Source organism: Dyadobacter subterraneus, assembly GCF_015221875.1.
In the GTDB taxonomy this organism is placed as follows: domain Bacteria; phylum Bacteroidota; class Bacteroidia; order Cytophagales; family Spirosomataceae; genus Dyadobacter; species Dyadobacter subterraneus.
In genome coordinates this window covers 1,823,351-1,837,629 of sequence record NZ_JACYGY010000001.1, presented here as the reverse complement: position 1 = coordinate 1,837,629, position 14,279 = coordinate 1,823,351, and the positions used below count along the sequence as shown (strand labels likewise).

General features: G+C 39.4%; 13 protein-coding genes. 8 read left to right on the top strand and 5 right to left on the bottom strand.

The features are described 5' to 3' along the window. Window positions 1-134: 134 nt before the first annotated feature. Window positions 135-1,715 carry an amidohydrolase gene (locus IEE83_RS07550; RefSeq protein ID WP_194123332.1) on the bottom strand — a complete coding sequence of 527 codons (1,581 nt, stop codon included), beginning with the start codon at window positions 1,713-1,715 and terminating at the stop codon, window positions 135-137. Between the two features lie 430 nt (window positions 1,716-2,145). On the opposite strand from IEE83_RS07550, the gene IEE83_RS07545 reads away from it, so the two are divergent. After that, window positions 2,146-2,622, top strand: coding sequence for a group II truncated hemoglobin (locus tag IEE83_RS07545; protein ID WP_194119996.1), 477 nt, complete (start codon window positions 2,146-2,148; stop codon window positions 2,620-2,622). 55 nt (window positions 2,623-2,677) lie between these two features. Here IEE83_RS07545 and IEE83_RS07540 read toward each other — a convergent pair whose 3' ends face one another. Next, on the bottom strand, window positions 2,678-3,520 hold the full coding sequence (locus IEE83_RS07540) for a sulfurtransferase (protein WP_194119995.1): 843 nt from the start codon (window positions 3,518-3,520) through the stop codon (window positions 2,678-2,680). Window positions 3,521-3,650: 130 nt separating this feature from the next. Continuing rightward, window positions 3,651-3,968 carry a DUF3175 domain-containing protein gene (locus tag IEE83_RS07535; RefSeq protein ID WP_194119994.1) on the bottom strand — a complete coding sequence of 106 codons (318 nt, stop codon included), beginning with the start codon at window positions 3,966-3,968 and terminating at the stop codon, window positions 3,651-3,653. Window positions 3,969-4,217: 249 nt separating this feature from the next. On the opposite strand from IEE83_RS07535, the gene IEE83_RS07530 reads away from it, so the two are divergent. The 7 genes from IEE83_RS07530 (at window position 4,218) to IEE83_RS07500 (ending at window position 9,800) form a co-directional block, all read left to right on the top strand. Further along, entirely contained in the window at window positions 4,218-6,056 is a 1,839-nt protein-coding gene (locus IEE83_RS07530; RefSeq protein WP_194119993.1) for a right-handed parallel beta-helix repeat-containing protein, read from the top strand. A 91-nt stretch (window positions 6,057-6,147) separates the two neighbouring features. After that, on the top strand, window positions 6,148-6,468 hold the full coding sequence (locus IEE83_RS07525) for a hypothetical protein (protein WP_194119992.1): 321 nt from the start codon (window positions 6,148-6,150) through the stop codon (window positions 6,466-6,468). A 3-nt stretch (window positions 6,469-6,471) separates the two neighbouring features. Then, window positions 6,472-6,627 (top strand): hypothetical protein, encoded by a 156-nt coding sequence (locus tag IEE83_RS07520; RefSeq protein ID WP_194119991.1) that lies wholly within the window; start codon window positions 6,472-6,474, stop codon window positions 6,625-6,627. A 276-nt stretch (window positions 6,628-6,903) separates the two neighbouring features. Continuing rightward, window positions 6,904-7,296 (top strand): anthrone oxygenase family protein, encoded by a 393-nt coding sequence (locus IEE83_RS07515; protein ID WP_228101715.1) that lies wholly within the window; start codon window positions 6,904-6,906, stop codon window positions 7,294-7,296. A gap of 205 nt (window positions 7,297-7,501) precedes the next feature. Further along, window positions 7,502-8,209 carry a DUF2490 domain-containing protein gene (locus IEE83_RS07510; RefSeq protein ID WP_194119990.1) on the top strand — a complete coding sequence of 236 codons (708 nt, stop codon included), beginning with the start codon at window positions 7,502-7,504 and terminating at the stop codon, window positions 8,207-8,209. Between the two features lie 195 nt (window positions 8,210-8,404). Further along, entirely contained in the window at window positions 8,405-9,073 is a 669-nt protein-coding gene (locus IEE83_RS07505; protein ID WP_194119989.1) for a hypothetical protein, read from the top strand. Window positions 9,074-9,326: 253 nt separating this feature from the next. After that, window positions 9,327-9,800 (top strand): VOC family protein, encoded by a 474-nt coding sequence (locus IEE83_RS07500; protein WP_194119988.1) that lies wholly within the window; start codon window positions 9,327-9,329, stop codon window positions 9,798-9,800. Window positions 9,801-9,853: 53 nt separating this feature from the next. Here IEE83_RS07500 and IEE83_RS07495 read toward each other — a convergent pair whose 3' ends face one another. Next, window positions 9,854-10,555, bottom strand: coding sequence for an MBL fold metallo-hydrolase (locus IEE83_RS07495; RefSeq protein WP_194119987.1), 702 nt, complete (start codon window positions 10,553-10,555; stop codon window positions 9,854-9,856). A 54-nt stretch (window positions 10,556-10,609) separates the two neighbouring features. Then, window positions 10,610-14,251 (bottom strand): ABC transporter permease/M1 family aminopeptidase, encoded by a 3,642-nt coding sequence (locus tag IEE83_RS07490; protein ID WP_194119986.1) that lies wholly within the window; start codon window positions 14,249-14,251, stop codon window positions 10,610-10,612. Between the last annotated feature and the right edge of the window lie 28 nt (window positions 14,252-14,279).

Below are 14,279 nucleotides of genomic sequence, written 5' to 3'. Positions count from 1 at the left end.
GTCTGAGCCTCCGACGGCGAAGTCAGAAACGAACTCACCAAGCAACCGATACCAAAACGCAGTAATTTATGAGCATGGAAGGAAGCAAAATCTGTTTTCATAACCGTGTTTTAAAGTGAGTAGAATAGTCTGTTTTATTTCCCAACATTGGGTGTTTTCACATCACGAACGGTCGGATATTTTATCCCAAGCTGTTCCATGTAAGTAGCATATTTGGAAGGATCGTAATAGAATTTTTTCATCTGAGGACGAAATTCTTCCATAATCCTTTTATTCAGATAAATCGCAGGTTTGTCCGTTGCTGAAACCAACGGAATGTACTTGGTATCCTTCGTTTGTACGTCTTTAAAATACGTCCAGGCATTTTTCAAAATTTCCGGTTTTACAAAAAGATCAAGCAAAGTCATCGCTTCCGCTTTGGCGCCAGCTGTTACACCTTTATGCGCAATCGGCGTTGCCATAGCAATTGCGTCAGCCCAATGATGACCAGGTAATCCGGGAATGTTTGAAGGGTAACCCAGAACAATCGTAGGCACGTTCCAGGAAATGTCTGCGATATCATCGGAACCGCCAGAGAAACCAGATGGAACGGCTGTCGGCTTTCCAAGCGGACTTAATGTTGTGCTTAACCCCGAACCTTCCGCAATCGGGCTATTTACTTCTTTTTGAGCCGCTTTGGCCAGAATCTGATCTTCTTCACTCCATTTTGGCAAACCTACCGCTTTGATATTTTCATACGCCGCTTCGGCAATTGGCTGGTTGAAATGTCCTGGCCAGGCACTTCCCAAAACTTCGTAAGTCATTTTTGTATCCGTCATTTTCGCCGCACCTTCTGCAATTCTGAGCCCATCTTTATACATATCCATGATTTTAGGATAGGTCCGTTCCCGGAAATAGTACCAAACCGCCGCCTTGGAAGGAACCACATTTGGCTGATCTCCGCCATCCGTAATCACATAATGCGAGCGCTGCGATGGTTCCATGTGTTCGCGGTGATAATTCCAGCCAACATTCATCAATTCCACTGCATCCAACGCACTTTTTCCACGCCATGGCGCACCACCTGCGTGAGCAGCCTGTCCTTCAAAACTAAACTTAACAGAAATCATCCCCACCATTCCCGGATCGCCATATGCGGTACCTAAATTGCTGGCAACGTGCGTAAAAATACAAGCGTCAACATCTTTGAAAAATCCATCTCTGATGTAATAGGCTTTGGATCCTAATTGCTCTTCCGCAACGCCGGGCCATAGCATAATGGTTCCTGGAATTTTTTCCCGTTCCATTACTTTTTTCAAAGCAAGAACTGCCGTAATATTTAAGGGCTGTCCGGAATTATGGCCTTCTCCATGTCCGGGAGCGCCCTCTACAATTGGATCATGATAAGAAACGCCTGGTTTTTGGGAAGCCTTTGGAATACAATCTATATCACTACCAATAGCAATAACCGGTTTTCCCGAACCCCATTTTGCCGTCCAAGCTGTTGGCATTCCGGCTATGCCCATTTCTATGGTAAATCCATTTTTCTTCAAAATATCCGTCAGGTATTTTGATGTTTCTGTTTCCTGAAATCCAAGTTCACCAAAACTGAAAACCATATCCACCATCTCCTGTGAAAACTTTTTGTTGGCTTCAATTTCCTTGGTCAATTCCGTTTTCAGCGCATCAATTTTTGCAGGCGTCATTTTGGTCTGCGCCATTACATTACCCGACATAACAGCCAGTGTACCGGCAAAGCAGATTCCCTTTGCAAGCAGGCACTTATACTTTGAAAATGCGTATACATTTTTCTTCATTAAACGGACGGATTAAGAGTGAAAATTAGTTAGGTTAATAATATTCATATTGATTGAAAATTCCTTTCACAATTTACTGACATCATTATTATAATTTCAATAATATCGAATTTCATTTTAATATATTTGGATAAATAATATTAAACATTAGTATAATTATGTAATTGTCAATTTATCCCAAAATTTATTCCGCCAAATAAAAATAACATCAATTGTTATGTTTGGCCTTAATGAGATAGAAAATTTTCTATCCCCATAAATGCTTTATTATTTTTATTTAAATTAATGACTGTCAGAGATATAGAAACATATGAATTCAGTAAGTTTATGTTAAAATTAATTTTGAGAAATGGAAAAGAAAATCCCCACACTTTACGAATGGGCAGGCGGCAACGAGGCGCTGGAAAAATTAACCCAGGTATTTTACGACAAAGTATTTCAGGACGATTTGTTATATCCGGTCTTCAAAAATATGTCCGGTGATCACAGTAAACATGTAGCGCATTTTATCGGTGAAGTTTTTGGCGGACCAAAACTTTACTCTGAGGAAGATCAGGGAAGTCATTATAAAATGATAGCGCATCATTTGGGGAAAATGCTGGACGAACCGAAAAGAAAGAGGTGGATTGCTTTGTTGTTGGAAAGTTGCGACGAGGTAAATCTTGCAGATGATCCGGAATTCCGCTCCGCACTTGTTGGATATCTCGAATGGGGAAGCCGAATTGCAGTCATTAATTCAAAGGAAACAGAAAATCCCCTAAATGATTCTGAGCCGATGCCGGTTTGGGGATGGGGAGAAACAGGCGGACCTTATGTACCAAAATAAAATCCCTGATTCAAGTTTTACACTCAAATCAGGGATTTCAATATTTAAAAGGTTATCACAAATCGCCGGTAGCGACAGGTCTGTCATTTCTCGACCACTCGCTCCACGAACCAACATAAAGTTCTGCTCCTTGAATTCCTGCTTCTTCCAAAGCTAAAAGTGTATGGCAAGCAGTAACGCCCGAGCCGCAGTGGACAATTATATTTTCAGGGTTTTGTTCGCCCAAAGCAGCTTTGTATTTTTCTCTTAATTCATCGGAAGAAAGAAAATTTCCCTCGGCATCCATATTTTCTATATAAGGAATATTGATAGCACCAGGAATATGACCGGCTACCAAATCAATAGGTTCACTTTCTCCGCGGTATCTGAAATTTTCACGCACGTCAATCACTACATAATCTTCACTTGCAGCGGCTTCGGCTACTTTTGCTATATTGGCAACAGGTGAAATCCAGTTTTCTACGGGATAAGGAGGAAATTCTGTAAGCAAAGTTTCCGTCTCATCGGTGATATTCAAACCTTCTTTTTTAAGTGCTTCCAATCCACCACTTACTACATAAATTTCCTTATGTCCGATTGCCTTCATCATCCACCAGAAACGGGCGGCAGCCATTGCTCCTCTTTTATCATCGTACACAATTACTCTTGTAGAGGGCGTGATACCCAGCGTACCCAGAAATTCTCCAAACTTAACTGCTTCCGGTAAAGGATGGCGACCGCCAACAGCTGCATCTTCCGGTTTTTCTGATAAATCTGTTTCAAGATTTACAAAAAGAGCACCTTCTAAGTGTTCATTTTCAAACCGATCTTCTGCATCCGCGCCACCTCTGGCGTCAATAATTACCGTATCTCCGGTTATCGAAAGTGGCTTAATTTCACTTGCTTTGATAATATTCATAAGTTGTATTTGCTGATTAAGAACTCAATTTACCAAATATTCATAGCTTTTGGCTATTAGCGTTTAGCTATTATCCGGAAACAGCTTAGGAAAGTATGATTATCAGCAAGATGACTGCTTCGTCCTGCAATCATGCATGAACGGGTTTTCTGTCAAATAATTTTCTCAATTCATCTTTGGCATCTTCCAGTATTTTCTTTTGCGAGGCATCCAGATTTTTACCTGCGCGATTGACATAAAAAGTCAGCATGGACATGGCTGAACGGTATGGAGACGATTTTTTACGCTGGCTTTTTTCCGCCGAATGTTTTAACGATGCAGCAATTTTTGAAGGATCTTTTGACTCAAAAATATCTTTGTCCAAATCCAGTGCATCGCTGGTCTCTGTAACTTTTCCTGACCATTTTTTAGCGGCAGGTTTCTTTTTGGTTTTCGTTTCAGTTGCCATCTTTTTGGCTTTTAAGTTTCTACCTTATTTTTAATAAATCAATTCGAAAGATGTATTGAAACTAAAAATTGTACCAGTTATCTGCTTTTGGCAGAGGATATTATTTGCGGTATTTTCACATCATATCATCTTATTTCAATTTGAAAAGTTATTCCACTTATGATAAATTTTATGAATTTGCGGTAAAATGCTACACATAACCGCTTACTTTATTTGTGTATCAATTAAAGATTCAATTTGCCTTTTTCTATGCCTCTCTTTTCTAGATTAATACGATCAGCTGCATTACTGATTTCATTTTTATTTACTCATCAACTTACTTACAGTCAGACAATTTCAATTTCAGATTTTGGGGTAAAGCCGGATACTTATGAGAATATTACACCCCGGATCCAGAAAATAATTGATGAAGCTATTACCCGGCACAGTACAAAGTTGATATTTCCAAAAGGTCGTTACGATTTCTGGCCGGATGGCGCGATAAGAGCAAAATATTTTGTATCAAATACTTCAACCGAAGAAGAAGATTCTACCAAAATAAAAACCATCGGAATGCTTTTCAAAAACGCAAAAAACCTGACCATAGATGGTAATGGCTCACTTTTCATTTTCCATGGAAAAATGACGACCATTGTTTTAGATCAATGCGAAAATGTGATACTTCAAAATATTCATGTTGATTTTGAAAGACCTACCATGTCCGAGATGCGCTATGTGAAAGTTAGTGCTCAGGGTGTTGACCTTGAAATTCATCCGGATGCAAAATATTCCATCAGCAACGGGCAACTTATCTGGCATGGTGAAGGCTGGAAAACCACTCATTTTCATGGTGTGGAATTCGATACGACCATGAAAACAATGCGTTACAGCGACTGGAAAATTTTAAACAATAGTAAGGCTACGGAATTGCGTCCCAATCTGGTTCATTTTGATACACCTTCTGATTTTAAGCCTAAGCAGGGAAATATTTTGACCGTTCGCGATATTATAAGAGACCAGGTTGGAATGTTAATACTTCAAAGCAAAAATATTAAGCTGGAAGATGTTGGAATGCATTATATGCACGGACTTGGGATTGTGAGCCAGTATACAGAAAACATTACGATGCACCGCGTGACTTGTGCTCCGAGAGAAGAAACCAAACGCATAATTGCCTCCTCAGCTGATTTTATGCATTTTTCAGGTTGTCGCGGGCAAATCACAGTTGAGGATTGTAAATTTTCCGGAGCACATGACGACCCGATTAATATACACGGAACCAATCTCCGTATGATTGAAAAAATCAATAAAAACAGGTTGAAACTGCGTTTTATGCATGGACAAAGTTACGGCTTCAATGCTTTTTCCACTGGTGATACTGTGGCGTTTGTTCACGCTGCAACAATGATCCGTTTTGAAAAAGGAATTGTTAAAACAGTGGAGCGTGTTAATGACCGGGACATTATTTTAACATTTCAAAGTGTGGTACCAGCTGGACTTGAAGCCCATGATTGTGTGGAAAATATGACCTGGACTCCACAGGTTTTTATCAAAAATAATTATTTCACCAGAACCAATACAAGAGGAATCTTGCTTACGACTCCACGAAAAGCAGTGGTAGAAAGCAACATTTTTTATCGGACAGGTATGAGCGCAATCCTGATTGAAGCGGATGCTGAGGGTTGGTATGAGTCTGGTCCTGTGCGGGATGTGACGATCCGGAATAATCAGTTTATTGACTGCGCCTATCAGGGAGGTCCCGGAAATGCGGTGATTGGAATAAATCCGTCAAATAAAATCGCAGATTTCAAAAAACCGGTTCATTCCAATATCAGGATTGAAAATAATGTTTTTACGACATTTGACTTTCCTGTACTTTATGCCAAAAGTACCCAGGGACTTATTTTTAGCCGAAATACGATCATTAGAAGCAATACGCTGCCCGCAGAATCTGACAACAAAAAAATGTTTTATTTCAATGGATGTTCTCAGGTGGAAATTACGAACACAAAAATGTCCGGTGACGTATTGGGAAAAAATATTAAAACTGAAAATATGCCCAAAACGGGCTTAAAAGTTACAGGAAGCAAAAGACTGAGTATTGAATAGTAAATTTTTCAAAGAAAGGCCCGGTTACAAAATCCATCAGGATCTGTAACCGGGCTTCTTGCAATTATGATTTGGCAAAAAATTTACCAGGTTGAATTATTATTATTTTGGTCTTGATGTTGAACTTCCAGTTGATGGACGTGACATACCGCTTCCAGTTGTTGTTGATGAAGGCGTTGTTGTACTGCCAGGTGTGGTAGTTGACGATGGATACGTAGTACTTCCTGGTGTTGTAGTTGTACTTCCTGGCAAAGTTGAGCTGCCAGGCGATGTTGTGCTACCCGGGGTTGTTGATGACGGATATGTACTGCTTCCAGGTAATGTTGACGACGGTGATGTTGTACTGCCCGGAACTGTTGATGGATACGTATTGCTTCCAGGAACAGTTGATGGTGCTGTGCTGCCAGGATAAGTTGTGCTGCCTGGAACCGTTGACGATGGCGTTGTGCTACCTGGTAATGTAGATGGCTGCGTCATGGTTCCGTTGGATCCTGCTGAACCAGCCGGACGACTTGTACTTGGAACTGTTGCAGGTGTTGTACTGCTTGGTGTTGAAGCCGGAGTAGTTTGAGCAAAAGCGGCCGATGATCCTAAAAGCATTAATGCTATGATATTCAATTTAATACGTTTCATAATTTCTATTATTTATTTGTTGATAAGTTGTAATTGACTGGGACTAATAAATAATCGTACCAATCCATTCTAAAATTTATTCCATGCCACACTTCTGAAAACTGTCGAATCCGGATTTAGCTGTTTGATAATTTTAAATATCCCGGCAGATTTAGGAAGCTTTCAGTTTAGAATCAAAGTCACTATTTTCATAGCACATTAACTCACCTGTGCCATGATAAATTTTGCAAACATTACACTTGGTTTCACCGCATTGACAACCGCTCTAATTGCCGGACTATTTTACGCTTACTCGTGCTCGGTAAATCCAGGACTGGGAAAATTGCCGGACAAGGAATATCTGGCCGCCATGCAATCCATCAACGTGGCTATCCTAAATCCGGTTTTCATGCTGAGTTTTATCGGAACCCTCGTTTTACTTCCACTGGCTGCCTGTCAATTTTACTCACAATCCCTTTCTACCAGATTTATTTTTTTAATCGTCGCTGCGCTCATATTTATAACCGGTACATTTGGTGTCACCATTTTTGGTAATGTGCCGTTGAATAATGCCTTGGCTGCATTTGATATTAATTCAGCAAGTATTCAGGAAATAGCGACCCAATGATTAAATTTTGAACAACCGTGGAACCGGCTTCATTTGATCAGGACAGTTGCAGCGGTGACAGCTTTATGCTTTGTTCTCATCGCCTGCCTGTGCAATGAGAAACACAACTTAATCTAAAACTGAGGAAACATTAGCTTTTTCAGACACCCTTTTTAACGACAAAAGCCTGGCACAGATATAGCTTGTAATATTGAAAATCTATATCATGAAACCTTGTAAAGTTAGTTGTGCTCTTTTAAAATGTCTTCTGTTGTTTGGCTTTCAGCAAAGTTATGCACAGACAATCGAGCACAATGGCTGGCTTTTCTGGTCCCATCAGCAAAAGATTTCTGAAAGATGGCAGTTTAGTGCTGATGTTCAGGTACGTACTGCCGATAAATCTGAGTATGTCAATACTTTATTGATCCGTCCGGGAATCGGTTATAAAATTGCAGATAACCAGACCGTTACAGTTGGCTATACTTATTTCGGCACTTGGGACAAAGAGAGCGAGCACAAAATATATGAACCTGAGCACCGGATATTTGAGCAGTTTCAGATAGAAAATGAGATACAGAAGACAGAAATCACAAACAGGTTCAGATATGAACAGCGATTTCTTGATCAAAATAACAGCAAAGCCTTTGCACAGCGTTTCAGATATTACGTTCAGGCACAAATACCGCTTTTTACAAATCCCCTTTTTACAAAAGGAATATATCTTTCTGTACAAAATGAATTGTTTTTAAACGTTCAGGGAAAAGATCAGGTAAATAATCATTTTTTCGACCAAAACAGATCGTATGCGGGCCCGGGTTATCGGTTCACCGAAAATATTGATCTTGAAATTGGGTATATGTTTCGCTACCAGATTGAAAAGGAAACCAATATGCGTAACAACATTTTACAGGTGGTTATTAAGACTTCCTTTTAAATCTGTCCAGATTTGTCCAGATTTTAAGGTATCACTAGCGAATATTCTACAAGAATATCAAAATAATTGTACAGTCAATTATAATATTTGTAACATTTTTTCCTAAATTTACAAACACGATTATCCCTCTTCATATTTGTAGTTCTACGTAATAAAAGATTAATCTTATTTATTATTCATGAAAAATTCTACTGTATGAAAATCTTGATGCGCTACTATTGGGTAATGATATTACTTGTAGTAAATTTTGCCTGCACAGATAAAGAACTTACCAAAGAAGATGAAAAGGACATTGTTATAAATAAAGACGAAGTCCTGCCCCTCATTGAAAATAAAACATGGGGACTTATTAAAATTGAAAAGCAGATTGGTACCGGAAGCAGATCAGAATTGCCATCATCTCCCGAATATACTGCCTATAAAACCCAATGTTCTTTTGTCTATTCAAGCGGGTACGTAGGTTTCTATTCAGGAAATGAATCAACGAGTGATTCAGTGAAACAAAACCACAATTTCCCATCCTACGCAAGGACATTTTCCATTTTTACGCGAATCAGTCTTCCTGTTGGATTGGATTACAGCTGGGACGATACCGCCGGCACCATGGTTACACACTGCTACGACGGGACAAAAATTCTTAGAATCCCGTTGGACCAGACTGCTTATCTGGAAAAAGGCAGCTTGGTCCTTTATAAAGATATGGCAGCGGCCCAGGCTTCAAAAATTCCCGAAAATATAACATTTGTTGCACAGGAAAATGACCCAACACAGGGCGCGGTGACCTATTATTACTCTTTCAGGCCGCTTTATCCCTATAAAATTCATGCAACACAATGGGAAAACGATAGCTTTGTAATGTTCTAAATCTTCAATAATCCGACTCGCGCACACAACATGCCAGGAGACCTGCTCTGACTTCAAATGTCGTGGGCAGGTTTTCTTTTTGTGTACCCATAACAGAAAACTCTTTAAATCTCATTACAATAAAGTCGCAAATCCCCCTTAATAAAGTCGTTTTCAAACCCGCTCTCTCAAATCTAATGTGTTTAATTTTGTCATAATAAATCAGGAAAACCAATTCAGGAAATTATTACCTAAAACTTAAACCATTAACAAAATGCAAAAGATAACACCATTCCTGTGGTACGACAATCAGTTGGAAGAAGCCATGAACTTATATATTTCCATCTTTGACAATGCAAAAATACTGACTGTCACACGGTATCCGGAAGGAGCCCCAGGACCTGCGGGTCAGGTTATGACGGCTACATTTGAACTGGAAGGACAAACATTTTATGCACTCAATGGCGGACCAGCCTTCAATTTTACAGAAGCAATTTCATTTTTTGTTGATTGTAAAACACAGGAAGAAATTGATGATAAGTGGGAAAGACTTTCCGAAGGCGGATCGAAAAGTCAGTGTGGATGGCTGAAAGATAAATTTGGCGTTTCCTGGCAAATTGTTCCATCACTTTTATCTGAATTATTAAGCGATAAAAATCCTGCAAAAGCACAAAGTGTCATGCAGGCAATGCTGAAAATGTCAAAGCTTGACATTGCGATTTTACAGGAGGCATATGATAAAGCTTAAAAAGATTTCTGTCACCTCACGAACTTTAATTCCGTGAGGTGACAGAAATTTTTCTATTGTGAATTCAACTTATTATAGAAATCCTTTAACTTTTGATCTGCATCTTTTTCAAGCGAATTTCCGTGTCCGAAAACGGCTTTATCAAACATGAAATTCGTTACCTTTCCAATGCTTTTTATACCCAGTTTTATATCTTCATAAACCGTACTAATTGCCAGTCCGAATAAATTGGCACAAATATCACCTGAGATTAATACCTTTTCCTTTTCGATTAACAAGGCCACATGTCCTGCACTATGCCCAGGCGTATGTAGAATTCTGGTTCCTCCTGCTATCGGCAAAACTTCATTGTCCGTCAGTTGTTTTTCAACAATAACCGGCTCAATTGCACTATCCGAACGCTTGATAAACAAGTTAAAAATCAACCAGTTGACAATACCCGGAGACAAATGTGTTGCCCCCCGTACGCCTACACCCTGCTCCATTAACTCTGCGTCGATACCATGTGCCCACACAGGAATATTCAATCTTCTCTTAATTTCCGCAGCACTTCCGGAATGATCCGGATGCACATGTGTAAGAATGATTCTCTGGATATTTTCCGGATTTCTCCCTGCCTTTTTTATTGCTGAAAATATTTTATCAGCACTTCCTTTCATCCCGGTATCAACGAGTGTCAAGCCATCATCTTCCACTACAAAAACATTGACAGATCCCAGGCTGATCTGAAAAACTTTACTACTGATCTGCTTCATCAAGAATAGAAATAATTTGGCAATTTGATTTTGGAAAAATACATACAATACGTTTTAATCAATTTCACTCAAATTATCATCTGGTATGCGATCAATGAGTTTATTATAGGGGTCAATGCCCGCTTTTACAGGTTTTCCCTTTACACGAATTGTTACAGTTTGTGTACCCGGTTTTAGTTTGTATTTTTTTAGAAACAATGGATTTATCTGTTTCTGTCCCAATTTGTTTTTCGACTCTGCTGCGAAAACTCCTATGTCTACATAGTCATTCATTGGGGCAACCGTCTCTTTTCCTGAGCTATCCGCGTATAATTTTTTCGATGTGAATGTGAAACTTACATCGTATAAATCTTTACCTGCTGATTTGGAAGTAACCTTATCAGATTTGTTTTCGTACAGGGTAATTTTCTTCCAGGTATCATTCAGATAGTATTTGAGAGAATCGGGTGTATGTTTATTCAGATAGGAAAACAAATCATTGCTTCCCGGAAAAGGCGGATTCTCCTTCAAAGCAAATTCATCCCTGAATTCCCGAAGTGCATGATTTACAGCTGTATCTCCAATTAAATCACGAAGACCATACATCACAAGACTTCCCTTGTAATACCACTCGTAAGGGCGATTGCAGTTGATAAAAGTGTTTTCTTTTTTCGATTCATTCGCCCGGCCGCGTAAATATTTGTCAAGTTCATCTTTCAAAAACCGCTTCATATTATCCTTTCCGTATTTTTTTTCGGTCAGGATAAGGGCAGTATATTCTGCCAGAGCTTCGGAGATCAAATTTGATCCTCTTGTTTTGTTTGGAGCAATCTGGTGGCCCCACCATTGATGGGCCAGTTCATGCGCTGTGACAAAATAGGTGTAGTCAAAATCATCCGGATTTTTGAAATCGGCAACCCAGCCAAAAGCTTCCGAATAAGGAACCGTATTGGCAAAACTTTGCGCAAATCCTGCATATCTTGGAAATTCCATAAGCCGCATCTGGCGGAATTGAAATGGTCCGTACACATTCGAAAAATATTTCAGTCCATCCACATAAGCCGCCTTGAACCGGTTCAGATTATAGGGATGATGTTTATCGTAAAATATTTCGATGTTGACAATTTTGCCGTTATCCAGTTTCAGCGGCTCTCGTAAAACTTCGTATCGTGCCGACAATACGCTTTCAAATAATTGTATCGGAGTATCCTGAACGTAGTAGAAATATTTCCGTCCCTTGTCTGTCCAGCTCTTTTGCAAATAGCCCGGCGCAATAGCGATCTGATCTGCGGTTGTACTTACCGTGGCTTCAAAGTGCATGAGGTCCGCATTGTCATTGAACAACATTGTACTTCTTCCAACAGGATCATTTTGCGGCGGCAGATCATCCTTCTTTTCTTTCAAACCAAGTTTTTTTCGATACTCATCACTTTCAAGTTCAAGACCTTCCTGATATCCCATATGAGGAAAACCGCCACTGTAAAATGTACCATTGTACAGAACCTCCCTGCTAAAACCGTTATTCAAAAAGCCTTTATTTTGCTTCACCGAATAAATTTCCATAACGGCAGAATCACCTGGCTGCATGGTTTTATCCAATTTGTAAATCCGATAACCTGCAACCTTTTCACCCTTTTTGAAAAAGGTAAATTTGGAGTATGGCTGATGAAGCGGTTCAGTGAATTTCAGGCTTTTGCCATTGTAAACAAGCTTATATTCCAGATCATCACTATCCAGCATATGGATGGTCTGGATGGGTTTGTTTGTTTTATTTTTAACCAGCATTTTGGCGTACATATTTATCCTTCTTTCCTCTGGAAAAATATCAGCTTTCAGGATAAGGCTGGTAACTTTCGGATGCGGCAAACCTTCGTATTTCTTCATTTTTTTCTCGTACAACGACTGATTTCTCCTTTGTTCCGAGATGCTGTAATAATCGTTGAGATAACTGACGTTATAATAAATGTAGGCTCCGCTGGCCAGCCAACCGATAAAAAATAAGGGAACCAATAATTTTGGAGCGCCGGAAAACCTTTCTTTCGCTACACGAATTCTTTCTTTAAAACCACCAACAACGCCCCGTTGAAAAAACAAATAAGCAATAGTCGCAAGTAACGAACCAAACAAAAGCCAGTAGAAATTAAACCAGAAAAGCGGCTTGACAAAATGCCCAAGACCATTCATATCTGACCATCTGTATTCCGGTGTAAAAAAGTAAAAAAATAGGTTATAATCGAATTCACCGAAATTCCGAAGCAGAAACATAGCCACCCAAATAAGCATCGCGACACCATGTCCGGCAAATTTATTGTTGACAATCACGTGCACCGCAAAGGACAAAAGAATCATCTGGATAAAACCGGGCAACGTCAGCAAATAGAGATCAATAAAATAAACAGGTAGATTATAATCCGTAAAACCTTTGAGTGTCTGGATGATGGTTCCCACAAAAAGTGGAACCGTGGCCATGATAACGGCGATACCAAAAAGTCCGAAAAGCTTTGATAAATAGAGAATTGTATTTGAAATGGGAAGTGCGTCATTTAAAATATTGTAACGCGTTGCTTTCTCCCTGTGAACGGCTTCTCCTGTGTAAAAAAGCAAAATAATGAAAATGAAAACAGTATAATCATACCCTTTAAAATCCATTACAAAAATGGTAAGCGGCCTATCCCCTACGCTATACAAAGTATTCCCGATCCAGATATCCAATACCAGAAAAATAAGTCCCCCGAGTAAAATCGCCCTGAAATAGTTATCCCTGACAATGTTCAGAAACTCGATTTTAGTCAGATTCCACAGAATCGTTTTTTTATAATTTCCACCAAATTGCTGGGTTACATGTTTAAGTAAAGCCGGTGCTTTTTCATCCTTTTCCTTCGCAGATTTTTTCTCTCTGGAAATTTCCGGCTGCATAAACTTTTGAAAACTGAACTGGTAATAGGTGAATAAAATCAATGCAATGGACAACCCCAACCAGATTAATCGGTTCAGTAAATAAATGCTCGTCAACGGTACAGGTACATTGTTCTTTTCATAAGGTGTAGAAAAACGAGTTTCCAGATTGAACGTATTAACCGCAAACGGGTCAAGAAGCTTGACGAGATTACGATTTTCAATATCACGCACCAAAAAATTCCCTAACAAATAAGCTATCAACAGCAGAATGCTGGCAGAATAAATCACTTTGACATTTCTTGTAAAAGAAACGAGAGCAAAGAATATTGTTGACGACAAAAGTAAATTTCCTATCGCAAAAGCAAAGTATGGATAGAAATAATTCCATAAACCATAAGAGCCAACCCTTTCAGCAGGTATCCAGCCAAATAAAGGACCAATAAAACTTCCGGCCAGAGTGCCAAAACTAAAACCGGTTCCGACGAATAATACGAAAACAAAGGATCCAAAAAATCGTCCCCAGAAATAACCACCTTTGGTGATTGGTATTGCGTAAAAATAATTGCGGGTCTGGTACTCAATATCACGATATAAAGGAACGCCCATTATTGCAGAGCAAACCATCATCATCGTGAAACTAAAAAAGACATTTCCCTCGGCGATTGTCCAGGGAGCATTATACATCACTTTTTCAGAAGCCGCAGACCAGCCCCCAGCGACGGAAAGAAAGCCAACAAGAAAATAGATAAAGAAGTAAATCCAGGTAGCCGGCCGGTTTAGACGGTATTTTATTTCAAACAAAAATATTTGACGGAACATGCCAGAGTCTTTTTTGAGTCAGGAAACA

Excerpts from the sequence above, each read along its gene's own strand:
- IEE83_RS07550 (WP_194123332.1), bottom strand. The coding sequence starts at position 1,715 with ATGTCGGGTAATGTAATGGCGCAGACCAAAATGACGCCTGCAAAAATT.
- IEE83_RS07490 (WP_194119986.1), bottom strand. The coding sequence starts at position 14,251 with ATGTTCCGTCAAATATTTTTGTTTGAAATAAAATACCGTCTAAACCGG.
- IEE83_RS07500 (WP_194119988.1), top strand. The coding sequence starts at position 9,327 with ATGCAAAAGATAACACCATTCCTGTGGTACGACAATCAGTTGGAAGAA.
- IEE83_RS07505 (WP_194119989.1), top strand. The coding sequence starts at position 8,405 with ATGAAAATCTTGATGCGCTACTATTGGGTAATGATATTACTTGTAGTA.
- IEE83_RS07545 (WP_194119996.1), top strand. The coding sequence starts at position 2,146 with ATGGAAAAGAAAATCCCCACACTTTACGAATGGGCAGGCGGCAACGAG.
- IEE83_RS07540 (WP_194119995.1), bottom strand. The coding sequence starts at position 3,520 with ATGAATATTATCAAAGCAAGTGAAATTAAGCCACTTTCGATAACCGGA.
- IEE83_RS07495 (WP_194119987.1), bottom strand. The coding sequence starts at position 10,555 with ATGAAGCAGATCAGTAGTAAAGTTTTTCAGATCAGCCTGGGATCTGTC.
- IEE83_RS07535 (WP_194119994.1), bottom strand. The coding sequence starts at position 3,968 with ATGGCAACTGAAACGAAAACCAAAAAGAAACCTGCCGCTAAAAAATGG.
- IEE83_RS07530 (WP_194119993.1), top strand. The coding sequence starts at position 4,218 with ATGCCTCTCTTTTCTAGATTAATACGATCAGCTGCATTACTGATTTCA.
- IEE83_RS07515 (WP_228101715.1), top strand. The coding sequence starts at position 6,904 with ATGATAAATTTTGCAAACATTACACTTGGTTTCACCGCATTGACAACC.
- IEE83_RS07510 (WP_194119990.1), top strand. The coding sequence starts at position 7,502 with ATGAAACCTTGTAAAGTTAGTTGTGCTCTTTTAAAATGTCTTCTGTTG.